Here is a 25,906-nt window from a genome sequence, read left to right on the forward strand (position 1 = left end):
CGAAGCGATAGCCAAGCCGACGGCCGCGATACCGCATGCATCAGCCAGTGCGCCATCGGTGTCGCAGTCCCGTATCGCACAAGCATTCTCGGTCCAGCTGTGCTGCCGCGCAGTGGGGATGCTGGCCTCGGTGATCTCGGTGGCGATAACGGCACGGTATTTGGGGCCGGGGCGCTATGGCCAGCTCACCATCGCGGTCGCCTTCATCGGGATGTGGTCCAGCATGGCCGATCTCGGCATCGGCACCGTGATCGTGCGCCGCGTCTCATCGGGTGCGGGTGATCTGGAGCGGCTCGTCCGAGTCAACAGTGGCCTGTCCCTGGTGTACTGCGTTCCCCTTGCCGCGCTTGCGGCAACGTCGGGGCTGCTCCTGTATCACGACGGCGACGTGCGCGCGATGCTCGTGGTGCTTTCCGCCCAGCTACTCATGCTGACCATGACGACCCGGTTCGAGCCGGTGTTTCTGTCCACAGTCCGCTTCTCGGCCGTGGCCGTGTCGGATATCGCCGGTCGGCTGGGCACACTGGCGATGGTTAGCTGGCTCGTGGCAACACAAGCCAATGTCCTATGGTTCGCGGTCGCACAGCTTGTTCCGCCGGCGTTACAGCTGCTGATCCAGGGCACGGCTGCGGCGCGCCACATGTCCATCCGCCCGATCTTCGCACCGCGTGAGGTCGCGGATCTGTTGCGGGAAAGCCTGTTTCCGATCGGGGTGGCGGTGATCAGCATCCTGTACTGGCGCACCGACGGCGTGATCCTGTCGATGCTGAGCACGCATTCTGAAGTCGGCGTCTACGGGTTGGCGTACACGGTCGCGTTCAACACCCTGGTGGTGTCGATGTTCTTTCTCAAGGCGACATTGTCGACGGCTACCGAATTGTTTTCCCGCAATGTCGCCGAATTCGCCGCCTTTCTGCGGCGCAGCGTCGAACTGATGTATTTCCTGGCGGTCCCGATCGCCGTGGTCGGTGCATTGCTCGCCCGGCCCTTGATCGGCCTCTTCGGTGATCAGGAGTTCCTTGGTCGCGGTGCGCCGACGCTGGCGATGCTCTTCATCGCGGTAGCACTGCGGTTCATCACCGGGACCCTGGGGCAAGGCCTGTTCGCCTGCCACCATCAGCGCTTCTTCTTCCGCCTGTCGATCGCCACCCTGGCGTTCAACGTCGCACTCAACTTCTTGTTGGACGGGCCATTTGGCGCCGTCGGAGCCGGCGTTGCGCTGGTGTGCACCGAATTGTTCGGCATGGTGACGGCCAGCTGGTGGTTACACCGACAGTGTGGCTACCGCACACCGGTGGCGTTCTTGTTTCGGGTGTTGGTTCCGACAACGCCCGCCGTCGTGGTGGCGCTGCTGCTGTGGCAACACCACGCGGTCTTGGTGGTGACCGGTGCCGCCGTTGCCTACCTCGCCACCAGCGCGGTGTTCGGCCCGCTCAACTGGTCGATGGTGACCTCGATGCGTCGGAAACAGGTGATCGCATGACTGCCGAACTGGACCGGGCATATTCGCGGCGGCCGCTGGCTGCGTTGATCGTGACCTACAAGAGCCACGACCTGGTGCAGAAGTGTCTTGCCAGCCTCGCCGAACACCTGCCCGAACTACCGGTCTATGTCTACGAGAACAGCGGCGACGAGTATCCCGGTCGCCAGCAGCTGGCCGCGCGCTACCCGGATGTGCACTGGGTGCTGGGACAGGTGAACCTCGGATTCGGCGCGGCCTTCAATGAGCTGGTGGAGCACACCCCCAGCGACACCGATCTGTTGCTATTGAACGCCGATGCCCGGCTACACGGGCCGTTGACCCGCACCAGAGAACTGCTGCGCCGGCCCAATGTGGCGGCGGTGTCACCAATGGTGCGCGACGACGGGGCGCCCGGTCCAAAGCGGTGGGACATCGCGACTCGCCGCCGGACCCTGAGCCGGGCGCTGGTCGCCGCCGCCGGCTACTCTGACTCCCTGCGGGGCACCCCGATATCCCACCTGTATCGTCGCCAGCCCGCCGAATTGCAAAGCATCGACGGATATCTGGCCGGCATCTGCTTGGCAATCAACCGCGCGGCCTGGAACGAGATCGGCGGCTTCGATGAAGAGTTCTTCCTCTACGGCGAGGAAACCGACTGGCAGGCCCGTGCCAGAGCGGCGGGCTGGCGGGTGCTACTGGCCGACGAAATCGAGGTTGACCATGGCAATCCGGCGGCCACCAAGAATGCGTCCCAACCCGGGTCGACTCATGGCGCAGAAGTCTCGACCGTCGAGCGGCGCCGCAATCGCGACTTGTTGCGCGCCAACATCGCCCTGCTGCTCGAACGCCAAGACAGCGTGCACCATGCGGACGCGTATCTAGCCGGCACCACCGCGTTGGAGCGACTACAGCGGTCACACCGTGGACCGCGGAAGAAGGCGATCGCTGGCAGTCGTGCGGACAAGCCTGCGATCGTGATCACCACCAATCGCCTGGTCTATGGCGGTGCTGAACGCCAGAAAGTCTTGCTGGCAACGGAATTGGATCGCCGAGGCTACTCGGTCACCATTGTTTGCATGCAACGGTTCGGCCCGTTGATCAAGGAGATTCCGCACACCGTGCGGGTGGTGCGCCAGCCTTGGTGGGCACCGTTCGTGGACCTTCCCGACGGCCCGGCAGTACTGATCAGTGGTGACACCAACACCGAGACGGGCTTTGCCACCTTGTGGCGGGCCGCCGCCGGTAGCCGGCGCTGGTTGGTCGCTCCGCACGTTCCCCCGGCGGACGATCAACCCATCTATTCACGCCCACTGACCGCTGCGATGCGCCGCTGTGACGGCTTTGTCGTTCTAGCACAAAAACATTGGGATACGTTGACCCCACACCATCGACTTCGTGGACGTCCATTCATCGCACCAAACGGCGTTGCCGTGACGAGCGAGCCGGGCCAGCGGATCCGGACGGTCGGTGCGCCGCTACATCTGGTGATGCTGTCCCGCATCGTCGAGCACAAGAACCCCCATGTGCTGATCGAAGCGCTGAGCGGCCTGACGGAAATGCCCTGGACGCTCTCCATATTCGGCGACGGCCCGGATCGGAAGAGGCTGCAGTCCGCTACTCCCGCCGAGCTACGCGACCGGGTGCGGTGGCGCGGCTGGTCGGCCGGCCCCGGGCCGGCGCTGGCGGCCGCGGATCTGCTCTGCGTGCCGAGCCGCTCCGAGGCGTTCCCTCTGGTCATTCTCGAAGCGATGGCTCGACGGGTTCCGGTTGCGGCGTCGGCGGTTTGCGCTGTCCCGGAAATGCTGGACTTCGGCAGGTCCGGTTTCGTCGTTGAACCGGTGTCGGTCTCGGGCTGGCGAACCCGCCTTGCCTCGATCCTCAGCGAGCCCACCACGCTGCCCGCGGTCGGACTCAGCGGCTTCCAACGGCTGCGCACCCACTACACGGTGGAAGCAATGACCGATGCCTATCTGCACGCAATCGGCGCGGTGCTGTGATCGGCAACATTAGGAACAAAGAATCGAGAGTTGGATGAACTGCCGCCTGTGCGACTCGACCCGCATGCTCAGTGTCTTAGACCTCGGCGCGACTCCGCCCTGCGAAAAGATCCTCGCCGCCGAAGAACTCGACCTACCCGAACAGACCTTCCCGCTGCACCTTCGGCTGTGCGAGGACTGCCTGCTGCTGCAGATACCCGCACTGATCACCCCCGCGGACACCTTCACCGAATACGCCTACTACTCGTCGTATTCCGACAGCTGGGTACAGCACGCGAAGACCTTCGTCGATCAGGCCGCCGAGCGACTCGGGCTCGGATCGAAGTCATTCGTGGTCGAAGCCGCCAGCAACGATGGCTATCTGCTGCAACACGTCGTCGCCCGGGGCATACCGTGCCTGGGCATCGAACCATCACTCAACGTCGGTGCTGCCGCTGTCAAACGGGGTGTGCCAACGATGCCGGCGTTTCTGGACGAGACAGTGGCACGCCAAGTACGCGCCGAACATCGCCCCGCAGACCTGGTGGTCGCCAACAACGTCTACGCGCACATACCCGATCTGCGCGGCTTTACCCGATCCCTGCGCGGATTGCTCGCCGACGACGGCTGGCTGAGCATCGAGGTACACCATGCGCTGAACCTGGTAGGCCTGGGCCAGTTCGACACCGTCTATCACGAACACTTCCAGTACTACACCCTCTTCTCGGCGACGGGCGCGCTAGCCACCGCCGGGCTGGCGGTCGTCGACGTCGAACTCCTCCCCACCCACGGTGGGTCGCTGCGAATTTGGGCGCGCCCGGCAGCGGCCGCCGGGCCGCCCGCCGAACGGGTAGCCAAAGTGCTGCGCATCGAGGAGGCGGCGGGACTGCATCGCCCGGACGGCTATCTGCAGCTGCGCCGGCGAACCGAAGCGACGCGCCACGACCTGTTGCGGTTTCTACTCCGGTGCCGCGCCGAAGGAAAGCGCGTGGTCGGCTACGGCGCGCCGGGCAAGGGCAACACCCTGCTCAACTATTGCGGCATCCGCACCGACCTGCTCGAGTACACCGTCGACCGCAATCCGTACAAACATGGCCGCTTCACGCCGGGCGCGCGGATCCCGATTCACGATCCGGAGCTCATCGCCAAGGACCGCCCGGACGTGGTTCTTGCCCTGCCCTGGAACCTGGAATCCGAACTGACCGAGCAACTCAGCTACATCGCCGAATGGGGCGGCCAGCTTGTCTTTCCACTTCCGACCCTGCACCTGGCGACCAACTCCAGATCGCGCCGGGCGGTGCTGCGATGAGTACCTGTCGGGGATGCGGCGGCACTGAGCTATGCCGAGTGCTCGACCTGGGAAAGGTGCCGGCGGCCGACAACTTTCCGTTGGCGACCGAGCCGATCAGCCCGAAGGAATCGGCCCATGCGCTCGCGATGGACCTGTGCGCCCGCTGCGGCCTCGCCCAGCTCGCCCGCGACGACACGGTTACCTCCGAGCCTCGCGGTATCGAGCCGCAGGCCCTGCGGGAGCAGGCCGCCGACGCGGTACGGCGAGTCGCGGACGGGGGCTGGCTGCGCGGAACGACGGTACGCGAGTTCGGTAGCCCCCATGGTGGAACATGGTTGCCACTGCTGGCCGAACGCGGTTTTGTCGAAGCCGAAATCGCCGATGTTGTCCTCGACTCTTTCGGCATCATGCACGATGCGGACCAGCGGGCTGGTTTTGAGCTCCGAGCCCGGACGACGGCACCCAACGGAGTGCTACTGCTGCAGTTCCCCTCGCTCATGACGATGGTCGGTCAGGGCCAATGGAATGCCCTGCGCCACGGGCACTTCGCTTACTACTCGCTAACCGCGCTGACCGGGCTGCTCGAAGCCGTCGGGATGCACGTGGCAACGGCTTGGGAGTTCTATCTGTACGGCGGGACCATCTTGGTCGGCGCCGTGCACGATCAGGTCGAGCCGGACGATCGCGTCAAAAACATATTGAGGCGCGAACGCGATTTCGGCATTACCGACCCGGCCGTCATCGCGCGTCTGCAACAGGCGGCCGAGACCCACGCCGTAGCACTACGTGACTGGCTGGTGGCGCAAGCGGATAACCGGCGCATGGTGTACGGGTACGGCGCCGGCTCGCGGGTGCCTGCGCTGTTTCGCATTGCGGGGGTGGATCGGCGGCTGGTTGTGGGCGTCGCCGACGCGTCACCCGGTAAGCAGGGACGCAGAATCCCGGGAACCGATGTCGCGATCATCTCACCCGAACAACTCATCGCCGCCGACCCCGATCGGGTACTGCTCACCCTTCCGGATCTGTACCAAGAGGTCCGACACCGATACCCCCAGCTGCACGGGCGGTGGCGGGTCGACCCTGGCTCGAATGAAAACGACTTCCCATTGTGAATTCGCTTCGGGTACTGTGGCTTTCGCCGTGGATGCGACCGCTGGCCCGCGTTCAGGCCGAGGCGCTGCGCCAGCGGGGCATCGACGTGCTGGTGATCACCTCCGACCAACACCCGGAGTCCGACCAGGCCCGCGCCTACGAGCTGGTGCTCGATCCACGCTTTCGCACCGCCGCGACCTGGCCCGCCAGCTTCGCCACCTGGCGCCGCATCCGGGGATACCGACCGCACGTTGTGCTCACCGAGCTGGTCCGCGATCCACGCTGGATCGCGCTGCCCGGACGGACTCCGCGGATACAGCTGGTGCACGACCACCGTCCGCATGACGCCGCCGAGCGGCGTCCGGCCTACGAGCACGCGTTGTTCGACCACTGGGGCGCGCACTCGGCGGCCACCATCACCTACAGCGACTACGTCGCAACCGCTGTTGCTCACCGCCGCGACGTGGCCGGCACGCCCGTGCATGTGCTGCCGCTGACCAGCGACCTGGACACGAACCTGGTACCAGCTCCGGTTGGCCCGCAGCGGCGCCGTGACTTTGTGATGATCGGCCGGCTCAACCCCTACAAGAACCTCGACGTCGTGCTGCAGGCATGGCATGGACATGTCACCGGGGGCGGCTGGCGCGGCGACAACCTGATGCTCATCGGCGACGGGCGGGTCAGCGCCGGTCTGCCGCGGCACACGCAGTGGCGTTCCGGACGGTACCGCTACGTCGACGTCGTCGAAACACTGTCCGCGGCAAAGGGTTCAGTTGCACATTACCGGCGTGCCTCGCAAAGCGGCGTGCAGGTGCTGTCGATGCAGCTGGGCGTGATGCCGATCGTGTCCACCGCCGGCGGCCTGCCCGAGTACCAGCCACCCAGCTGCCCGGCGGTGGGTGTCGACGACGTCACCGGGTTGGCGGCCGCATTCGACAAACTGGCCGATCCGGCCACCGCGGCGCAGGCCGGCATCGAGGCCGCGCGCCACTACGCAAAGCGATTCAGCGTCGACCGCGTCGCGGACCGGTTACTGGATGTCATCGCTGCAGTGCTCGCGGGGCACTCGCCAGCTCGATCCATAGCTGGGCCAACCGCTGATACCAGCCGTCAAGCCCGAAGTCGATAGCGCGACCCCGCGCGGCGGCGCCCAGGCGGGCCCGCAGGCTCTCGTCGGCGACCAGTGCGGCCAGGGCCTCGGCGATCTGCCCGGACGACCCGGGCTGCACCAGGATGCCGGTAACTGTGTCGCTTACCACCTCTGCGATGCTGCCGGCCGTCGTGGTGATCGGTGCCAGCCCGTAGGCCATCGCCTCCAGCAGCGCCATCGGCAGCCCCTCATCACGGCTGGGCAGTACGAAAATGTGTGCGGCCGAGAGCAGTTCGTCGCGCGCCACCGGATCCAGCCATCCCGCAACGTGAATCGTAGGGCCCAGGCCGGCGGCCGCGACCGCGGCGCGAACCTGGTCAACCTCACCGTCGCCGGCAAATGTCACATGCAACCGAGCGCGCACCAGATGGTCCAGCGCGCCGACGGCGGCGATCAGGTCGTAGCTGCCCTTGCGCACGCCCATCCGGCCGAGCGTCACCGCGTTCACCCGCGCTATGCCCGTTTGGCTCACCGGGGCATCCGGAATTCGGACTGCGTTGTGCAGCACGCTGATTCGTCCCGGGGTTAAGCGAAGTCGACTCGCGTACTCGACCACATGCCGCTCGCCCAGCACCACCCAGCGATCGGCGACCAACATACGCCGGACCGCTGCTTGACCCAGCGACGGCAGCCCGTCGAACCAACCACCGAAATCGTAGCTGTGCCCGTGCACCACCGCCGGGACACCCGCGAGCCGCGCCGCGCACAACGGCATGGCCTTGCGCAGCACGCTGCCACCATGCGCCAGGTGCACGTGCAGCACCTCGGTACGACCGCGCAGCAGCAGCCAACTGGCCCGCGCCATCCCGCCCACACCCACCAGCAGCCGTCGCCAACGCGACCGGTCCACATACGTCGGCACCACGGTGAGCGCGAAGCGGTCGTCGGGATGTGCTGCCATCAGGGCGGCCACCGTCGCCATCCCGCCGCGGCTGCTTGCCGCCGCGGGTGCCGGACCTACCACCAGCACCCGCAGCGGGCGCTGGGGCACAGTCACAAGGCCACTCCGGCGGGCACGCGCTCGGTCGGCACCCAGCCCAGCTGGCCACCGTCGGTCAGGTCGGCGTCTCGGGCAGGGCCGATACGCCACGGCCGGGCAAAGGCCAGAGCCGACCCTAATGCCATGCCGAGCGTCATCGCGTTGGCCGGATCCTCGGGCAACGGATCGATGATGCACATCACCAGCAGGCCGATGCTGACCGCCGCACTGGCCTTCGCCGACACCGACGCGCTGCGCAGCGCACGCACCAGCGGCGTAAGTGCAAACAACGCAAACGCCGCCATGCCGACCGCACCGGATTTGGCTAGCCACCAAAGGTAAAAGTTGTGCGAGTAGGTGGTGCCCAACGTCTCGGTGAATTCATCCGGGTCGTGCCCGAACGGCAGCTGGTAGGCGTAGCCCAGGCCATGGCCGAACACGGGCGCCTGGCTGATCGCACGGTTGAGGTTGGCGTCTTCGGCCAACCTGGCCAGCGTCGAGGAATCCGTGGCGAGCACGCCGGTCGAGATGCCGCCAAGGACCCGATGACTGAAACCGGCGATCTGATCGCCAAGCCAGGCGCCGGCCGTCGATTGCTGCAGCAGAAACAGGGCGGCGGCCACGGTCACCACCAATAGGCCCGCCCCGGCGATGGCCAACAGCGTGGCCCGTCGCACCGCCGACCAACCCAAGCTGGCGAAGAACGCCACGACGGCGGCCACCCCCACGGCGAGCAGGGTGTTGCGGGAGAACGCCAATACCGAAACGATCAACGCGGGCAGGCCCAACCCAAGATACGCAACGGGTTTAACCCGGCCGACGATCTGAGCGGCGACCAATGCGGCCAACACCGCGATGGCCGGTATCAGCGTGGTGGTGATCACGCGGGTGGCGGAGTGGCCGGTCGCGGACTCCAGGCTTTCCAGTCGGCCGGCCAACCGAATACCGCCCGACGAGCTCAAGACCGCCATGCCCGCCGAAAACCACAGCGTGACGACGATCGCGTTGATCGACAGCTTGATGTAGCTGCCGTACACGATCAGCAGCGCCAGCACGAATCCAGCAACCATTTCCAGCAGGAACGTCGCTTCGCGCGCCACGATGGCGGCGCTGTGCCCGGTCGCGAATCCGACGGCAGCGAAGTACACCACCGTCAACGCAAACATTCCCGGCAAGAGGTAGCCGGCGAGGCGTAGTCGCACCACGGGCAGGACGAAGCAGATCGCCAGCAGCGCCACCACGTGGTAGGCATAGATCGATACCGGGCCGATCACCTTGCCGACATGCAAACCCTCTGGCAGCGCAGCGAACGCCAAAAACAGCGCCACGCCGATCATTAACTCCGGCTTCGTCCAATACACGACCAGGCCGAACGTCGCGCCGATCAGGATCACGCCCCCGGTGGTGTCTCGTACCGACAGCACGCCGTAGCCGAAGGATCCGACAACGAACATCGCCACAACGGCCGCGGCCATCGCCAACCGATGACGACTCCGCAGATACCGAATCACGCGGGCCCGCTGACCTTTGCCCGGTACGTCCGGGTTGCGGCCTTGGTGTGACGGGCAATCCGGGCATCGGTGAGCACGGTGCCCACCACGTTGGCGCCGGCCGCATGCAACGCGGTCAATGCATCGTTGAGTTCGTCCTCGGTGGTACGCCCCGCCCGCAGAACCAACACGGTGGCCTGGACGGCCCCGCCCAGCAGGCCAGCGTCCGCCGTCGCCAGCACCGGCGGACCGTCCACCACCGTGCGGTCGAAGACGGCCGACAAGTCCCGCAGCACCTTGTCCAACACCTCTGGCAGGTAGGCGCTGCACGGCAGGGTCTCCCGGCGGACGGCGCGCGCCGCGAGCACGAATAGCTTCGGAATCGCAGTCGGCTTCACCGCTTTGGTCGCGATGTCGGGGTTGGCCAGCGCATTGGCCAACCCCTCCCCCGATTCGACTTTGAGCAAGCCGGCGATCACCGGTCGACGCGTGTCCCCCTCCACGAGCAGCACGTCTTCGCCGAGTTCCGCGAACGCGCGACCCAGGTTCAGCGCCGTCGTCGTTGATCCCTCACCGCCGAACGGCGCCGTTACCAGTACCCGGTGCGCTCCCGGTCCCATCGCCCGCAACAGACGTGCACGCAACCCGCGGACCGCATCATCGAACGAGATGTCCGTGCCGAATCGCGGTGCGACGCCACGCTTTCCGGGCAGTTCAGCCAAGGTCGGCAAACCCGAAAGTCGTTCCAACTTGGCGCGGTCGCGCACCGTGCGGTCGGCGGCCTCGCGCGTCAACGCCACACCGGTGCCCAGTAGCAGCCCGGCAACGAGCCCCATCGCCATGTTGCGGATCGGCACCGGCCGGATCGGACGGTCGGGCACCCGGGGCTGCTCCACCACCGTCGCCCTGGCGATCGGCACCGCCTGGGGTGACGCCGCCTGCGGGTCCGGCGCCGGGGTTGGCTCGCCCGCCTGCGGTTGCGTTGTTGGTTGGTCCGGTGCCCTCGGCACCCCGGGATTCGCGCCGAGCGTCGCAACCATCGAAGTGAACGATTCGGCCATCGCTTTGGTAAGTGCCGCCGCGCGTTTCGGATCGGAATCGGTGACGGCGACGGTGAACAGTGTCGATTTCGGGATGAACTCCACATGCGTCTGGCGCACCAGCGCGTCCGGGCTGACCGGAAGCTGGAACGCAACGACGGCGTGCTCCGCCACGGCGCGCCCCCCGGCGATCGCCGCATACGATGACAGCCGTTCTTGGGCGGCCTGGGTGCCCTGAAACACCTGAGCGAGGTCGGTTTCGCCGGAGAATGAGATCAGCACGGTAGCCGATGATTCGTAGATCTTCGTCTGGGCCGCCGTCACAGCCGCGGCACCGGCGAGACAGAACAGCAACGCCGCGACGAACAGCTTCCAGTGGTGGATGAGCGTCCGGACAAAGGTGCGGAAATCCATCGGCTTGTACCTCCCTACCCGCTGCCTATACCCACTTGTCGACCGCGTCAGACGGTGTCGCTGACCGGAGCTGTGGACGCGCCACGCTATCGACCGTTGACTGAGGTCAGCGCGTCGCGTGGCACGTCGAGGGTGGCAATCGGGTAGAAGCCGGAATCGTCGCGGCCGTCGCGGGCCAACTGCATCGGCGGATAGTTCACCACATGGGAACCGTTCGGTTTGTGCTGTTGCCAGTCGATCGCGGCCCGCAGCGTGTAGTGGCCGGCCGGTAAGCCCGACAGATCAACGCGAACCGTCTCGGTGGCCGACGCCGGTGTCGGCTGGTCGCTGCTGCGATCACCGGGCTGGTCGGACACCAGGGTCTTGAGGTCCACGGTTGCCGGTAGCGTGCGAATCACCCGTCCGGTGAAATCCACCAGCCGGTAGCCGGGCACCCATTTCTCGATGGCGGCGGCAGCGCCGAAGTTGGTCCAGGTGACCGAGATCGTCGCGACCTTGCCCTCTAGCGCTTGCGATCCCGGCCGCGCTTCGACCGAGTACCGATAGCCCGCCACGACGTTGGCTTGCGCCCACAGCAGGTACAGCTTGGGGTCCATCGGTGCGGTCGCCGCCTGGTCCGGGAAGTTGATGCTCGACGTCATCGACACGTGATACCGGATGACATCGCGCAGCCCCTTCTCGTAATACGACTGCGGCGAGGTCCCGCTCGGCAACTGGCACCATTCGGTGATCACCAGCGCGGTTGCCAGACGCTGGCGCAGCGCGGCGATCACCGGGTCTCTGGTCTGGACGTAGTGCGAGCCATTGGACTCGGCCCAGGCCGGCATCGGCGCGTAGACGCCCAGGCAGTCCGAGCGGATGCCCACCGGCGCAGACAGCTTGTTCGTGACGTCGTCGGCGAGCAGTTCGCGCACGATTTCCGGATTGGCGGGACTGGTCACCAACTGGGTGTGCGGGAAAGCGCTGACGTTCGCCGCGACCAGCCGCCTAATGGACGCGATGGTGATGTTTTGATCGCGGAACTGGCTGTAGTAGCCCAGGGCCGCCACGCTGTCGTCCGGGCCGGGGCCGGGCGCGCCGAGCGTGTCGCGCAGATAGGCGATGTGGTTTTCGCTGAAGTCCCCGTACCCGGAGAACTCGAAAACGCTGAGCCGTTCGTCACCGTCGTAGCGACGACCGAGTGCGGCGAGCAACTGCGAAAAATCGTCCAGATAGGTCGGGTCGTTGAAGTTCGGCACCACTTGCGTCACCCCGGCCGCGGGACCGTTCGCCGGGCCGGGATAGCTGGTGTTGGTACTGGCAACGGCGCGCTCCCAATCGGGAATCGCGATGTTGGTGTTGTTCGGATAGGTTGCGTCGCAACAGGAGTTGTACGCGTACACCCGCAGCGTCAGCCGCATACCACGGTCGGCCAGCTTCGTCAGCGCGTTGTCGATCACGCTGAAGTCGTACTTGCGATCGTCGGGAGCGTCCGGGCCCAGGGTGCGCGGATCGGTGGGCTGCAGCTGCCGCCAGGAGACGCGCAAGCTTGCATCGTAGGACGCGGGCCAAGCCGGATAGCGTTGCTGCGCCGGTTCGCCTTGCGGGAAAAGCGGTTCCATGAGGTCTTCGTACTGGCCGCGCAGCGGGTTGGGGATCTCCTGAGCGGTCGACGGTATGGCCGGACTTACCATCGCAGTCAGTGGACTGCTGTGGCTCTGGTTGCCGCTACACCCGCTGAGCGGCCCACCTAGCATCAGCGCTGCGCACGCAACGACGACCAGTGTGATTTTCCTAATTTTTCGAACCATTCTGTAACTAGATCGCACCGAGCGTCAGCGCCTCGCGGTCAGCGAGGAACGGCATCGGCATCCAGCGCGCGGACAGCAACGCCTCCATGGCGTTGCCCGGAACGGGACGCGACAACAAGAACCCCTGCGCCCGGTGGCAGCCATGTTGCATCAAAGTCAGTGCCGCAGCGGGTGTCTCCACACCTTCGGCCACCAACTGAAGTCCGAACGCCTCGGCAAGACCGATGATGGCCCGAACGATCGCCAGGTCACCGGCGTTGGTGCCCAGGTCGCGCACGAACCCGGTGTCGATCTTGAGCATGTCGACCGGTAGGGATTTGAGATGCGACAGCACGGCGTAACCGGTGCCGAAGTCGTCGATGGCAAGCTGAACCCCGACCTCCTTGAGCTCCGAAAGCGTTTTGCGAGTGGCTTCGATGTCGTGAACCACTGCGCGCTCGGTGATTTCGAGGCACACCGATCCGCTGTCAATAGCGAACTCCTCGATGGTTTCCGCGACACTGCGGACGAAGCCGCGAGTAATCAGTTGAACGGGTGACACATTGATGCGCAGTACCGCGCTTTGTCCGATGCCGTTGGATCGCCACCGACTGAACTCGGCACACGCGCTGCGCATCACCCATCGGCCGAGTTCGCCGGCAAGGTTGGTTGATTCGGCAACCCCGATGAACGCATCCGGCAACAGCAGCCCCCAAACCGGGTGCCGCCAGCGGACCAGCGCCTCGGCCGCCACGATCGCGCCGGTCCACAAGTCGACCTCGGGCAGGTAGTGCAGCATCAGCGCTTCGCTGTCGATGTCGCCCTGCAAATGCAGCTCGATGTCGTTGCGGAACGCGCTCTTCAGCGACATGTCGTCGGTGGACACCGCTACCTGGTTGCCGCCGGCTCGCTTGGCCGTCAGGACCGCCTCGTCGGCACGACGGAGGAGATCGGTGCTGTTGTCGCGCCCCGGCATCCCCATGGCCAACCCGATGCTGACGGTGCGGGTGATCTGGTGGCCGCCGATGGCCAGCCGTTCGCGCAGCATCGTGGCAAGACGACGCGCCAACGTTTCGGCGGTTCCAGCCGACATCGTCTGGTCCGGAATGACGACGAACTCGTCCCCACCCAGACGGGCGATCATGCTGCCAGGACCCGCGCACACGCGAAGGCGTTCGGCGAAGACGCGGATGAACCAGTCACCGGTGGTGTGGCCGAGGTAGTCGTTGATCGATTTCAGCCGGTCAAGATCGAGATACAGGACGGCGACGGGTCCCGGGCTGCCGGCGGTTAGCCGGTCGGACAGATGCCCGACCAGCGCCCGGCGGTTGTAAAGGCCGGTCAGGTCGTCGTGCTCGGCCAGGTAGCGAAGCTTTTCTTCGGCCGCGATGCGGGCCTGAAGCTGCGCAAACAGGGCCGCGATCGCCTCGAGGGTGTTGATCTCCTCTTGCTTCCACTTCCTGGCACCGAACTTGATGAAGCCCAGCACGCCGGTGGTCATCTCCCCCGAAACCAACGGTGCGGCGGCCACCGAGGGCCACACCGCCTGTTTGGTCCCCCCCAGCCAGCGCTGGAAGGACCGGATGTTCTGGTCCGGCCGGATAACGACGGGCTTCCTACCGTGCTCACACTGCGCAAGCACCGGGTCGGCGCTGGTGAAGTGCACGACGGCGTGCGGGTCCGGGTCCGGGACGTCGGTTCGCGCCGGCCACTCCGCGACCAGTACCGAGGCGCGGATGTCGTGGTCGTGGTGCCGCAAGAAGCTGCCGTCCACATCGAACTGGGTAACGAGCTGGGCGAGTACCCGTTGGCTCACCTGCGTCGCGGTCGACGCGGTGGCCTGCATGAGCTGGGTAGCAACGGAAGTGACGACGAGGTCTAGGCTGCGCGGCAACGTGACCTCCGATTCGTGCACGTGTCCCAGGGTTACTCGACCCAAATTATGGACGACTGGCCCGGTTCGGGGAGGGTCTTTGCGGCAGCCCCCTCGTCCGCACACCGATGCGAATCGAAACGCCCCTGGGTTCGCCCGGTTGTCTGCTTGGTGTATGAGGATTTGAGTGTACTGGGATTTCGGTGTTCGGTGGCCTGGCTCGGTTACGGTTGCGGTCGCCAAAGAAACAGGAGACCACTGCAGATGCCCGTCGCACCCGCACCCAAACGGTGGCTCGCCGCGGCGGCAAAGACCCTGGCACCGCGGCTGTACTGGCGGCGCAAATACCGCATCCTGTTGCGCCTCGGCCAGACCCGCCCGGACGTGGCGCTGGTTGGCTCCCTGTGCGACCCGAACCGGGTCTCGCTGGACGTCGGGGCTGACGTCGGCGAGTTCACGATCGCCATGCTCGGCTCGTCACGATCGGTGATCGCCTTCGAACCCCGACCGGCCCAAGCCCGCGATCTGGCCGCAATGTTCGGCGCCCTCGGTGCCAAGGTGCGGGTCGAGGCGATGGCGCTGTCGGACCGGCCCGGCGTCACCGCCATGCGAGTGGTGCGGTCCGAGCCGGGCCGCAGCACGATCGAGGGCCACAACGTCCTGGGCGACCTGGGCGGCCCCTGCGGCGGAGCGATCACCACCATCGATGTGCAGGTCAAGCGCCTCGACGATTTGCACCTGGACAACGTTGGCCTGGTCAAGGTCGACGTCGAGGGCCACGAACTGGCGGTGCTGCGCGGCGCGGCGGACACGCTCGTCCGCAACCGGCCAGCGATCGTGGTGGAAGCCGAAGAACGCCATCACCCCAACGCCGTGGCCGCGCTCACCGAGTATTTGACCGGGCTCGGCTACGCCGGCTCCTTCAGCCTCGGCTCCGATCCGGACGCCGACCGCCGGCCCATCGAGGAGTTCGACGCCGCCCGGCACCAGAACCCGGCGAACATCGGCGGCAGGGCGGCGGGTTGGGCGGCACGTGGGGTCTACGTCAACAATTTCGTCTTCTTGCCGAAGGGCGACTAGGAACGGGCTCACTCGCGTAAGCCATTGATGACACCGCTGAACCAGGCGTTCGTCGGACAGTGCATCAGCCTGGGCCGAAGCCACGGAACCGCCCAGTTCGCCGCATCGACAACACCGTCGTCGAATTGGCGCACAGAGACCGCTCGGTGATGCGAACTGCTGATGAGCACACCGATGACGGGACAACGACAACCAATCGCGCCTCGCTGGCTCAGTTCGCGACCCGCTCCAATCCCAGCTGCCGCAGTGACCGCGAGAGCACCGCAATGAACCGCGACGGCGTGCCGACCAGAAATATCGACCCGATCTGCCGGTAGCCACATTTGTGCACAGCTCGACGCGAACTCCAGTTCGTGTGCCTCACGATCGCCAGCAGCCCGTCTCGCCTGCACCACCGCTCGTACTCGAGGACCGCGTAATGCCGGTAGGCCTGCAAGCCCATACCTCGAAAGTCGGGCAGGGTCAGCCCCGCATAGAGGTATAGGTACTCCTCGGGCACCCGCACGACCAGCCCCGGCAGGAGTTCGGGCTGGCCCGTAGCGTCGACCCACGTGTACCCGGCAAGCTTGCCGTCCAGGAAACTGAGCAGACAACGATTGCCAGCGTCGTACTGCGCCAGCTTGACTTTGTCGATGGAAAGCCCCGGATCCTCCCGCATCCGCTCGAGATCTTCGCGCGTGGCCAGGCCGTGGCTGAGCCTCCCATTCACGTCCCGCGACATACGAGCATTGCGGCGGTCCAACGAGACAACGTGCATGCGTTCAACGAATGCGAACCTGCTAAGGAGCTTGTAGACAGCGTGCTGAGCTGCGCACCACAGCCCGAACCCGCGCCGCACCGAACCGACGGTGGGCAGTGGCCACACACGAAGCCAACTGTTCAGTTCTGTGTCCGCCAATCTGAGCACGCCCACAAGCGATCGCGGCATTCCGCGTCAATCGCTTCCACACGCGCAGCGCACAGCGTCGTCTCGGGCAGCGTGTTCTGCGTCGCCTACGACGACGACTCCCGGAGCCGACCGGCGTCCCCGGCCACGTTCCCAGCATTCACGTTGGGAGTCGCAAGTGACGCCGCCGCACAAGCACACCCAGCAGCTCCTCGGCGAGCGCCACGCCCCGCCCATTGTAGCCGGATGTGGCGCCCGATCCGACGTCGCGTCGCTGCACATCGCTGCACATGAACACCTGAGCTCGATACCGGCACCCAAGGACCAACGCCCCTCGACCTTGACCTCGTGCCGCCGTCGTGACCACGCCAGTAGGGCCGTGGGGGGTGACCGTTGTTGGGGTCAGCGCGTCGCGCGGCATATCGAGTCGGACAACCGGGTAGAAGTCGGAATCGTCGGAGCCGGTCACGGATCGAACTTGGTGTGCTCAGCTAGGCACGCCGGACGAACGCCGGGCTGGGAACGCATAGTGCGATAGTGAAACAGCTCACACTCGTGGCCCGGATTGTCACGGCCTGCCGGCCCGCGGTGTCTCAAGGGCACAAGCCCCATCGGAACCGCGACCAGAGGAGACACCCATGACCAAGCCAGCCGAGCAGCGCATTCACGTCGTCGTCGTCGGCGGCGGATACGCCGGAGCGATGGCCGCCAATCACCTGCGCCAGCGTGCCGACATCGACATCACCCTGGTCAACCCGCGTCCGGTCTTCGTCGAGCGAATCCGTTTGCACCAGTTGGCCGCTGGCAGCGGTACCGCTACCGCCGACTACTCGACGCTGCTGGGTGACGGCATCCGGCTGGTCGTCGACAGCGCGAAGCGCATCGATACCGGGGCCCGCCGGGTGACGCTGGCCTCGGGCGACGTGCTGGGCTACGACTACCTGATCTACGCAGTGGGCAGCACCACCGCCCCGCCCACGGCGCCCGGCGCGGCCGAGTTCGGGTATTCGGTGGCCGATCTGGAAAGCGCTACCCGGCTGCGGTCCGCCCTCGCCGATGCGGGTCCCGATGCGCCCATCAGCGTGGTTGGCGGCGGCCTGACCGGCATCGAAACGGCCGCCGAGCTGGCCGAACGGGGCCGCCGGGTGACCCTGGTGTGCGGCGGCCGGCTGGGTCCCTCGCTGAGCAACCGGGGCCGGCGTTCGGTGGCCAGGCAGCTGCGCAAACTCGGCGTCACGGTGCTCGATGCCACCGCAGTCAGCCAGGTGCGCCGCGATCAGGTGGTACTGGCCGACGGCGCGGTGCTGCCCAGCGCGGTGACGGTGTGGACGGCGGGCTTCACCGTGCCGGATCTGGCCAACCGCAGTGGGCTACGCACCGACACGCTGGGCCGACTGCTCACCGATGAAACACTCACCAGCCTCGACGATGAGCGTGTCGTGGCTGCCGGTGACGCCGTCGCGCCGTCCGGTGAGCCGTTGCGGATGAGCTGTCAGGCCGCCGGACCGTTGGCCGCGCAGGCCGCCAACTCCGTGCTCAGCCGCATCGCCGGAGGAACGCCCGCACCGCTGAACCAGGCGTTCGTCGGGCAGTGCATCAGCCTGGGCCGCAACCACGGAACCGTCCAGTTCGCCCGCACCGACGACACCCCGGTAAACGTGGCCGTGGGTGGCCGCGTGAGCGCATCCATCAAGGAGGCGGTCTGCAAGGGCACATTGTGGGCGCTTCGCCGCGAAGCGGCGAAACCCGGCTCGTACTGGTGGCTCAAAGGCGGCGACCGGCCCGCCGGGCTGGCCGCCGATCGACAGGTCGCGCTGCGATGACGGGTCCGTCGGACCCGTCATCCTCGGGAGTTGAGCACGCCGAGCGGTTCACCCTGCTGCGTCCGCTGCTATTCACCATCGCCTACGAAATCCTGGGCTCGGCAACAGAATCCGATGATGTGTTGCAGGACAGCTATTTGCGGTGGGCGGATGTCGACCTGTCGACGGTGCGCGACACCAAGTCCTATCTGGCCCAGCTAGTCACCCGGCAGGCACTCAACGCGTTGCGGGCCGGTGCCCGCCGCCGTGAGGAGTACGTGGGCCCGTGGCTGCCCGAGCCGCTGCTCCTCGACGACCAGGATCCGTCGGCCGATGTCGTTCTGGCGGAATCGGTTTCGATGGCGATGCTGGTGTTGCTGGAGACGCTGAGTCCCGACGAACGCGCTGTGTTCGTGCTGCGCGAGGTGTTCGGATTCGACTACGGCGCGATCGCCGAGGCGGTGGGCAAGCCGGCGCCGACCGTGCGACAGGTTGCCCACCGGGCCCGGGAACATGTGCGGGCCCGACGCAAGCGCTTCGACAGCGTGGATCCGCGACGCAACGAGCAGATCACCGCTGCGTTCCTCCAAACGGCGGCCAACGGCGACGTGGCGGCGCTGATGGCGATGCTCGCCCCGGACGCGACCTGGCTGGCCGACAGCGGCGGAAAAGTGTCGGCGGCCCGCCGGCCGGTGGTCGGCGCCGAGCGGGTGGCCAGGGCCATTGCCGGGCTGATGCGCAAGGCGGGGGCGCAGTTGCAGGTGCAGACGGTGACGTGCAATAGCGCGCCGGCGGTCTTGCTCTACCTCGACGGACACCTTGAAGGGGTGATCACGTTGGAAATCGTCGACGACAAGATCACGCATTTCTATGTGATGCGCAACCCCGACAAGTTGACGACCCTGGCGACGGCCCGCACCATCAGCCGCGGCTGAGCCCCCGCAGCAACACTTGCGCTGCGAAAATCCACCGTTCTGTCAAGCTAGAACGGTGCGAATCGAGCGACTCGGCGATCTTGGCGGCGCACCCGCGGTGCTCCGGGCCGTCGGCCGCGCCACCCGTCGACTCGATTTGCCGCCACCGGCCGCGCTGACCGGTGAATGGTTCGGTGCGCGGGCGGTGATCGCTCCGAGTGTGTCGATACAACCGGTCAGCCGCGACGACGTGTTCGCGGTCCCGCCGGGCGGCAACGGGCCCGATGCCGCTAGCGGGGCGGTGGGCGGCGGCTGGGTCGGCTACCTGTCCTACCCGGACGCCGGCGCGGACGGGCGACCTCACCGGATCCCGGAAGCCGCCGGCGGCTGGACCGACTGCGTGCTACGCCGCGATCGAGACGGGCAGTGGTGGTACGAGAGCTTGTCCGGTTCCCCGATAGCGGGCTGGCTGGCCAGCGCGCTGGCGGCAATCCCGGCATCGGTCAACCGACCCACCCCGGATTGCCGGATCGACTGGGAACCGGCCGACCGGGCGGCGCACCGGGACGGGGTGCTGGCCTGCCTGGAAGCGATCGCCGCCGGCGAGGTCTACCAAGCATGCGTGTGCACGCAGTTCTCCGGGACGGTCGTCGGGTCCCCGCTGGACTTCTTCATCGACGGGTTCGGTCGTACCTCTGCCGCCCGGGCCGCCTTTGTCGCGGGAGGGTGGGGCGCGGTCGCGTCGCTATCCCCGGAGCTATTCCTGCGGCGCCGTGGTGCCGTTGTGACGTCGAGCCCGATCAAGGGCACGCTTCCGTTGGATGCCCAGCCGTCGGCGCTGCGGGCCTCGGCCAAAGAGGTGGCCGAGAACATCATGATCGTGGATCTGGTCCGCAACGATCTCGGCCGGGTGGCGGTAACCGGGACGGTGACGGTGCCCGAGTTGTTGGTGGTGCGACGAGCGCCGGGAGTGTGGCACCTGGTGTCCACGGTGTCGGCGCGAGTTCCGCTCAAGCAGCCGACGTCAGCGCTGCTAGACGCCGCCTTTCCGCCGGCTTCGGTCACCGGCACACCCAAACTTCGGGCTCGCCAATTGATTTCGCAATGGGAGCAGCATCGTCGCGGGATATATTGCGGCACAGTTGGTTTGGCCTCCCCAATCGCCGGATGCGAGCTCAACGTCGCAATCCGCACCGTCGAGTTCGACACCACCGGCAACGCCGTGCTGGGCGTCGGCGGCGGGATCACCGCAGACTCCGATCCCGCCGCCGAATGGGAGGAATGCCTGCACAAAGCTGCTCCCATCGTCGGGCAGCCGACCACGGCGACCGCGACCCGGGTCGGTTAGCCAGCAAACTGGCGGCAGCCAGCGTGGTGAATTTCGCCGAACGCCCACGCGGTGGGCCAGGTGCGCCTAAGCTCAAGCCATTGACGCGTGTCTGTCGCGTGTCGAATTTCGAGAGGGGCTCGAGAGGGGTTTGCGATGAGAATCGCTGTCGTTGGCACCGCGGCCGCTGCCGTGGTAGGGGGGACGCTGGCGGTAGCGCCGTTAACGTTGTCTTCACAGGAGCGAATTGCGGGCGGGACGTGTGTTGCCGGCCAGCAATGCGATCGTCTGGCATCGGTCCTGATGCCCGACCACGTGACACAACCGGGGCCCGCCGCAGCGCAGCCCGCGGTACCGGCGCCCGTCCAGCCGGCGGTCGACGCGATCGCGCCGGCTCTGCTTCCGCGACCGGCCGCCCGCGCGGTACCCGGGGTGGCCACGCCGGGAACCCCCGGCGCGCCTGGCGCGGGCATCTCGGCCCTGCCCCCCGCGGCCGCCCTGCCGCCCGGACCTGCCCTGCCGAACGCGGCCGCGCCGGACATAGCTGACATCGGGATTCCGGGCGTCGGCATCCCCGGCATTGGGATCCCCGGCGTCGGCGTTCCCGGCATCGGCATTCCCGGCATCGGCGTTCCCGGCATCGGCATTCCCGGCGTCGGCGTCCCTGGTATACCCGACCCAATCACCGGGGTGAACACGGCCGCCGCGGTCGTGAATGGGGTCCTGGGCGTGGGAGCCACGACCGCGGGCGTTTTGACCTCAAGCGCGGTCGCGGTCACCTATCTTGTGCTCGCAGTAAACGCGCTGGAGTCCTCCGGGATCCTGCCGGGAGTCCGCGAAACAGCAAGCACGGTGGGCTCCCTGCTGCTGCCCGGGGTGCCAGCAGCGGGTGCGCTGCCGGCGGTGGGTTTGCCGGGCCTGCCCGGCGTGACGCCGGCGAGCCTGGTCGCGTTGGCGGCAGCGGGCGGTCTGCCGGGTGTGGGTTTTCCGAGTCTGCCGGGCGTATCGCCGACGGATCTGATCGCGATGGCGGCGGCGGCCGGTCTGCCGACGAGCTTGCCGGGTTTGCCAGCAATGTCGCCGGCGGAGCTGACCGCGCTGGTGGCAGGTGGTCTGCCGATGCTGGCGGCCGGTCTGCCGGCTGGCCTGCCGGGGGTGGATCCGGCGATGCTGGCCGCTCTGGTTGGGGCGAATCCGGCGGTGCTGGCCGCGGCTCTGCCGGGGGTGGATCCGGCGGTTCTGGCTGCGGGCGCGGCGGCGTTGCCCGGGCTGGATCCGGCGGCCCTGGCCGCGGGCGCGGCGGCGCTGCCGGGGGTGGATCCGGCGGCCCTGGCCGCGGGCGCGGCGGCGCTGCCGGCGCTGGCGGGCGGTCTACCGCCCGGTCTCCCGGCATTGCCCGCGGGTGTGCCCCCGCTCCCGGCGGCGCCGGCGCTGCCGGCACCGCCCGCACTACCGGCACCTCCGGCACTGCCGGGACCTCCGGCACTGCCGGCGCTTCCGCACCCACGGGTGTGCACACCTTCATTTGGCCCCATCGGAGTGTGCACCCCCTAACCTGACCCGCGGCTACAGTTCCGCTGCCCCAGGTGCCTCCGCCTCCCGGCGTGATTGCAGCACGGCCTCGTAGAGCTGACGCGTGCGCACCCCGGGATGCGCCGCCGCCACCTCGCTGCAGGCGTCCTTGACGCGAATACCCCCCGCGACGAATTCCTCCACTTGAGCCAACAGCGACGCCAGGTCCGGACGCGGGGCCGCGCCGGCCAACACCACGGTGATCTCGCCGAGCACGCCCCCGGACGCCCAGGCGGCCAGCTCGTCAAGCGATCCGCGCACCACTTCCTCGTGCACCTTGGTCAGCTCCCGGCAGATCGCCGCCGGCCGGGCGCCGCCGAGCTGCTCGGCGGCATCGCGCAGGCACGCGGCCAACCGACGCGGTGATTCGAAGAACACACAGGTGCGCCGCTCCTCGGCCAGGGTGGCCAGCCATGCCCGCCGCGCCGAGCCCTTGCGCGGGGCGAAACCCTCGAAGCAGAACTTCTCCGCCGGCAGACCGGACACCACCAGCGCGGTCGTCACCGCGGACGGCCCCGGCAAACACGTCACCGGAACCCCGGCGTCGACACACGCCGCAACCAGCCGATAGCCGGGGTCGTTGATCACCGGCATCCCGGCGTCGCTGACCACCAGCACCGTCGCACCGGTGATGACCGCGTCGAGCAGGGCAGTCACCCGCACCGCCTCCACCCGGTCGAACAAGCTGACCAGCCGTCCGCCAATCCGGATATCGAGAGCCTTGGCCAAGGTTCGCACGCGCCGGGTGTCCTCGGCCGCCACCACATCGGCACTGGCCAACGCGTCGACCAGGCGTGGCGAGGCATCCGAGGGCTGACCCAGCGGGGTTGCGCCGAGCAACAGGCGACCAGAGGTCATGACCGACAGCCTACGATCGACACCGATGGCCGCCCCGCCCCGAGAAACCCCCGCCGTTGCCCAGGAGCGGGAAGCACCCGTGGTCAGCCCCGGACCGCTGGTGCCGGTCGCTGATTTCGGGCCGGTAGACCGATTGCGCGGCTGGATCGTGACCGGCGTGATTACCCTCCTCGCCGCGGTGTCCCGGTTCCTGAACCTGGGTTCTCCGACCGACGCCGACACCCCCATCTTCGATGAGAAGCACTACGCACCTCAGGCCTGGCAGGTGCTGAACAACCACGGGGTGGAGGACAACCCCGGCTACGGCCTGGTTGTGCACCCTCCGGTCGGTAAGCAGCTGATCGCGATAGGCGAGGCAATCTTCGGTTACAACGGACTCGGCTGGCGGTTCACCGGGGCCCTGCTGGGCGTGGTACTGGTGGCCCTGGTGGTGCGCATCGTGCGGCGAATCAGCCGGTCGACGCTGGTCGGCGCCATCGCCGGCCTGCTGCTGATCTGCGACGGGGTCAGTTTTGTCACCGCGCGGACCGCGCTGCTGGACGGCTTTCTGACGTTCTTCGTGGTCGCGGCGTTCGGCGCGCTGATCGTCGACCGCGATCGGGTCCGGGAACGGATGCACATCACGCTCCTGGAGGGCCGCAGCGCCGCCACGGTGTGGGGCCCCAGGTTGGGCGTGCGCTGGTGGCGGTTCGGCGCCGGGGTGCTGCTGGGATTGGCTTGCGCGACAAAGTGGTCCGGCCTGTACTTCGTGCTGTTCTTCGGCGCGATGTCGCTGGCGTTCGACGTGGCGGCGCGACGTCAATATCAGGTGCCAAGACCGTGGCTGGGGACATTGCGACGTGATGTGGTTCCCACCGGGTATGCGCTGGTGCTAGTCCCGCTCGCGGTCTACCTGGCCAGCTATGCCCCGTGGTTCGCCTCCGAGACCGCCATCGACCGGCACGCGGTGGGCCAGGCGGTTGGTCGACACTCGGTTATCCCGCTGCCCGATGCCATTCGCTCGCTCTGGCACTACACCGCCAAGGCTTTCCACTTCCATGCGGGCCTGACGAACTCCGCAGGCAACTACCACCCGTGGGAATCCAAACCGTGGAGCTGGCCCATGTCGTTGCGGCCGGTCCTGTATGCCATCGACCAACAGGACGTTGCCGGCTGCGGCGCCCAGTCGTGCGTCAAGGCCCAGCTGCTGGTCGGCACGCCGGCGATGTGGTGGCTGGCCGTGCCGGTCCTCGCCTATGCCGCCTGGCGGATGTTCGTGCGCCGGGACTGGCGCTACGCGGTGGTGCTGGTCGGCTACTGCGCCGGTTGGTTGCCGTGGTTCGCCGACATGGACCGGCAGATGTACTTCTTCTACGCAGCGACGATGGCGCCGTTCCTGGTGATGGGCATTTCGCTGATTCTCGGCGATATCCTCTACCACCACCCCGTTCCCGGCTCGGAGCGACGCACGCTCGGCCTGATCGTCGTCTCCTGCTACGTGGCTTTAGTGGTAACCAATTTCGCCTGGCTGTATCCGGTGCTCACCGGCATGCCGATCTCGCAACAGACCTGGAACATGGAGATCTGGCTGCCCAGCTGGCGGTGAGCTGCGCCGAGAATGCCGTGACGGCTGTGAGGGCTACCGGTGGCAAGCCGGCGCGCACCGCGTTGGATCTCGGCCGGCATCTACCGGGCGGTGTAGCGGTCGCTCACCTTGACGCGCGAGCTAGAGCGGATCGCGCGCGGCCGGACACGACATACAGCGCGGCCCGCCCCGGCCCGTGCCCAGTTCGGAGCCCGCGATGGTGAGCACTTCGATACCCGCGTCCTGCAGGTGGGCGTTGGTCTGTACGTTGCGCTCATAGGCGACGACGACACCGGGCGCTAGCGCCAAAGTGTTGTTGCCATCGTCCCACTGTTCGCGTTCGGCGATGACGGGGTCCAACCCGGTGTGTATGACGCGCAGCTTGTCGATCCCCATCGCCTTGGCCGCTGCGTCCGGAAAAGGGGCCGCATCGCTGATCGTCACGCCGTCGGGCGTGCGCAGGATCGTGAACGCCTCTAGCCTGTCGACAACGTTGGCGTACATCACCACCGTATCGGTGTCGACCATCGTGCACACCGTGTCCAGATGCATCTGCGCGCGCTGCTGGGCGATCGGCACGGCCAGCACAGTGTGTGCGAGATCATCGTCAAAAAGGCTGCGCGCCAACGCTTCCGCACCCGCCGGCGTGGTCCGCTCGCCTACCCCGACAGCGACCACCCCCGGGGCGAGCAACAGCACGTCGCCACCCTCAACCGGAGCGGTGCGCGATTCGTAGGCACGCCGCACACCGGTGAACCGCGGGTGATGGGCGTAGATGAGGTCGGTCAACGACGCTTCACGGACCCGCGCTCGCAGCGCCAGCGATGGAATCACGAATCGCGGCCCGATCCATATCGACGAGTCGCGGGTGAACACCAGGTTCGGCAACGGCTCAATGACGAAATCCCCGCCATGGTGCATGCGCAGCACCAACGACACCGCGGTGCGGGTGTCCGCGGGAAGCTCGTCGAACGTCATGCCGGCGGTCAGCACATGAGCCAGCCTGACCGGGTCAAGGCCACGCAGGTGGGCCGAAAGCTCCTGCGCCAGCGGCAGTCCGAGCCGCGGCGTGTCGACGGCAGACGCGATGCCCTGCACGCGGGCCGCCCCGCTGTGGTGCAGCGCCTCAGTCAGCAGGTCGGACAGCAACAGCACTTGCACCCCGCGGGATCGCAGCAGCTCGGCGAACTCGTCATGCTCCTCCTGCGCGCGGGATACCCAGGGCAGCCCGTCGAACAGCAGCTGGTCACTATTTCGCGGCGTTAGCCGACGCAGTTCGGCTCCCGGGCGGTGCAGAATGACGACTCGTAGCGCGCCAACCTCGGAATTGGACCCCAATTCGACACCCACAGCTCAAACCGTAGCCG

At 67.2% G+C, this 25,906-nt stretch carries 19 protein-coding genes and 1 pseudogene; 11 read left to right on the forward strand and 9 right to left on the reverse strand.

Annotation, left to right across the window (positions count from 1 at the left end; all coding sequences use genetic code 11):
• The first annotated feature begins 7 nt into the window (after positions 1-7).
• The 5 genes and pseudogenes from AADZ55_RS18565 to AADZ55_RS18585 all read left to right on the forward strand — a co-directional run.
• Positions 8-1,483 (forward strand): flippase, encoded by a 1,476-nt coding sequence (locus tag AADZ55_RS18565; RefSeq protein ID WP_085325108.1) that lies wholly within the window; start codon positions 8-10, stop codon positions 1,481-1,483.
• Positions 1,480-3,459 carry a glycosyltransferase gene (locus AADZ55_RS18570; protein WP_085325070.1) on the forward strand — a complete coding sequence of 660 codons (1,980 nt, stop codon included), beginning with the start codon at positions 1,480-1,482 and terminating at the stop codon, positions 3,457-3,459. Before AADZ55_RS18565 ends, AADZ55_RS18570 begins: the two co-directional genes overlap by 4 nt.
• A gap of 34 nt (positions 3,460-3,493) precedes the next feature.
• The gene (locus AADZ55_RS18575) at positions 3,494-4,747 is read left to right on the forward strand and encodes a class I SAM-dependent methyltransferase (RefSeq protein WP_085325069.1); all 1,254 of its coding nucleotides are present in this window, start codon (positions 3,494-3,496) and stop codon (positions 4,745-4,747) included.
• Complete coding sequence (locus AADZ55_RS18580; protein ID WP_085325068.1) at positions 4,744-5,841, forward strand: class I SAM-dependent methyltransferase; 1,098 nt, start codon at positions 4,744-4,746, stop codon at positions 5,839-5,841. Before AADZ55_RS18575 ends, AADZ55_RS18580 begins: the two co-directional genes overlap by 4 nt.
• Positions 5,842-5,873: 32 nt before the next feature.
• Positions 5,874-6,881: pseudogene (locus AADZ55_RS18585) on the forward strand (glycosyltransferase family 4 protein); the annotation flags it as partial.
• Here the strand turns inward: AADZ55_RS18585 and AADZ55_RS18590 are convergent.
• From AADZ55_RS18590 to AADZ55_RS18610, 5 genes are all read right to left on the reverse strand, one after another.
• Positions 6,862-7,968 carry a glycosyltransferase family 4 protein gene (locus AADZ55_RS18590; RefSeq protein ID WP_242670153.1) on the reverse strand — a complete coding sequence of 369 codons (1,107 nt, stop codon included), beginning with the start codon at positions 7,966-7,968 and terminating at the stop codon, positions 6,862-6,864. The pseudogene AADZ55_RS18585 and the gene AADZ55_RS18590 overlap by 20 nt on opposite strands.
• Positions 7,965-9,425 carry an O-antigen ligase family protein gene (locus AADZ55_RS18595; RefSeq protein ID WP_242670152.1) on the reverse strand — a complete coding sequence of 487 codons (1,461 nt, stop codon included), beginning with the start codon at positions 9,423-9,425 and terminating at the stop codon, positions 7,965-7,967. The genes AADZ55_RS18590 and AADZ55_RS18595 overlap by 4 nt, the downstream gene beginning before the upstream one ends.
• 32 nt (positions 9,426-9,457) lie before the next feature.
• On the reverse strand, positions 9,458-10,894 hold the full coding sequence (locus AADZ55_RS18600) for a polysaccharide biosynthesis tyrosine autokinase (protein WP_085325066.1): 1,437 nt from the start codon (positions 10,892-10,894) through the stop codon (positions 9,458-9,460).
• Positions 10,895-10,980: 86 nt separating this feature from the next.
• Complete coding sequence (locus tag AADZ55_RS18605; RefSeq protein ID WP_085325065.1) at positions 10,981-12,684, reverse strand: hypothetical protein; 1,704 nt, start codon at positions 12,682-12,684, stop codon at positions 10,981-10,983.
• A gap of 7 nt (positions 12,685-12,691) precedes the next feature.
• The gene (locus AADZ55_RS18610) at positions 12,692-14,557 is read right to left on the reverse strand and encodes a putative bifunctional diguanylate cyclase/phosphodiesterase (protein WP_085325105.1); all 1,866 of its coding nucleotides are present in this window, start codon (positions 14,555-14,557) and stop codon (positions 12,692-12,694) included.
• A 243-nt stretch (positions 14,558-14,800) separates the two neighbouring features.
• On the opposite strand from AADZ55_RS18610, the gene AADZ55_RS18615 reads away from it, so the two are divergent.
• Positions 14,801-15,616, forward strand: coding sequence for an FkbM family methyltransferase (locus AADZ55_RS18615; protein WP_085325064.1), 816 nt, complete (start codon positions 14,801-14,803; stop codon positions 15,614-15,616).
• A gap of 211 nt (positions 15,617-15,827) precedes the next feature.
• On the opposite strand, the gene AADZ55_RS18620 is transcribed toward AADZ55_RS18615, so the two are convergent.
• Positions 15,828-16,337, reverse strand: coding sequence for a hypothetical protein (locus AADZ55_RS18620; RefSeq protein ID WP_133056415.1), 510 nt, complete (start codon positions 16,335-16,337; stop codon positions 15,828-15,830).
• Positions 16,338-16,662: 325 nt separating this feature from the next.
• Positions 16,663-16,971 (reverse strand): hypothetical protein, encoded by a 309-nt coding sequence (locus AADZ55_RS18625; RefSeq protein ID WP_085325062.1) that lies wholly within the window; start codon positions 16,969-16,971, stop codon positions 16,663-16,665.
• A gap of 169 nt (positions 16,972-17,140) precedes the next feature.
• Between AADZ55_RS18625 and AADZ55_RS18630 the strand changes: the two genes are divergently transcribed.
• From AADZ55_RS18630 to AADZ55_RS18645, 4 genes are all read left to right on the forward strand, one after another.
• On the forward strand, positions 17,141-18,325 hold the full coding sequence (locus tag AADZ55_RS18630; RefSeq protein WP_085325061.1) for an NAD(P)/FAD-dependent oxidoreductase: 1,185 nt from the start codon (positions 17,141-17,143) through the stop codon (positions 18,323-18,325).
• Positions 18,322-19,239 (forward strand): RNA polymerase sigma-70 factor, encoded by a 918-nt coding sequence (locus AADZ55_RS18635; RefSeq protein WP_085325060.1) that lies wholly within the window; start codon positions 18,322-18,324, stop codon positions 19,237-19,239. The genes AADZ55_RS18630 and AADZ55_RS18635 overlap by 4 nt, the downstream gene beginning before the upstream one ends.
• 55 nt (positions 19,240-19,294) lie before the next feature.
• Positions 19,295-20,566, forward strand: a complete 1,272-nt coding sequence (locus AADZ55_RS18640) for an aminodeoxychorismate synthase component I (RefSeq protein ID WP_207569082.1) — start codon at positions 19,295-19,297, stop codon at positions 20,564-20,566.
• Positions 20,567-20,653: 87 nt separating this feature from the next.
• Entirely contained in the window at positions 20,654-22,099 is a 1,446-nt protein-coding gene (locus AADZ55_RS18645) for a hypothetical protein (protein WP_085325058.1), read from the forward strand.
• 12 nt (positions 22,100-22,111) lie between these two features.
• Here the strand turns inward: AADZ55_RS18645 and rsmI are convergent, their stop codons facing one another.
• Positions 22,112-22,975 (reverse strand): 16S rRNA (cytidine(1402)-2'-O)-methyltransferase, encoded by an 864-nt coding sequence (gene rsmI / locus AADZ55_RS18650; protein ID WP_085325057.1) that lies wholly within the window; start codon positions 22,973-22,975, stop codon positions 22,112-22,114.
• Between the two features lie 25 nt (positions 22,976-23,000).
• On the opposite strand from rsmI, the gene AADZ55_RS18655 reads away from it, so the two are divergent.
• Positions 23,001-24,560, forward strand: coding sequence for a dolichyl-phosphate-mannose--protein mannosyltransferase (locus tag AADZ55_RS18655; protein WP_085325056.1), 1,560 nt, complete (start codon positions 23,001-23,003; stop codon positions 24,558-24,560).
• Positions 24,561-24,680: 120 nt separating this feature from the next.
• On the opposite strand, the gene arcA is transcribed toward AADZ55_RS18655, so the two are convergent.
• Complete coding sequence (arcA, locus tag AADZ55_RS18660; protein ID WP_085325055.1) at positions 24,681-25,889, reverse strand: arginine deiminase; 1,209 nt, start codon at positions 25,887-25,889, stop codon at positions 24,681-24,683.
• Positions 25,890-25,906: the final 17 nt, after the last annotated feature.

Source organism: Mycobacterium decipiens, assembly GCF_963853665.1.
Lineage (GTDB): Bacteria > Actinomycetota > Actinomycetes > Mycobacteriales > Mycobacteriaceae > Mycobacterium > Mycobacterium decipiens.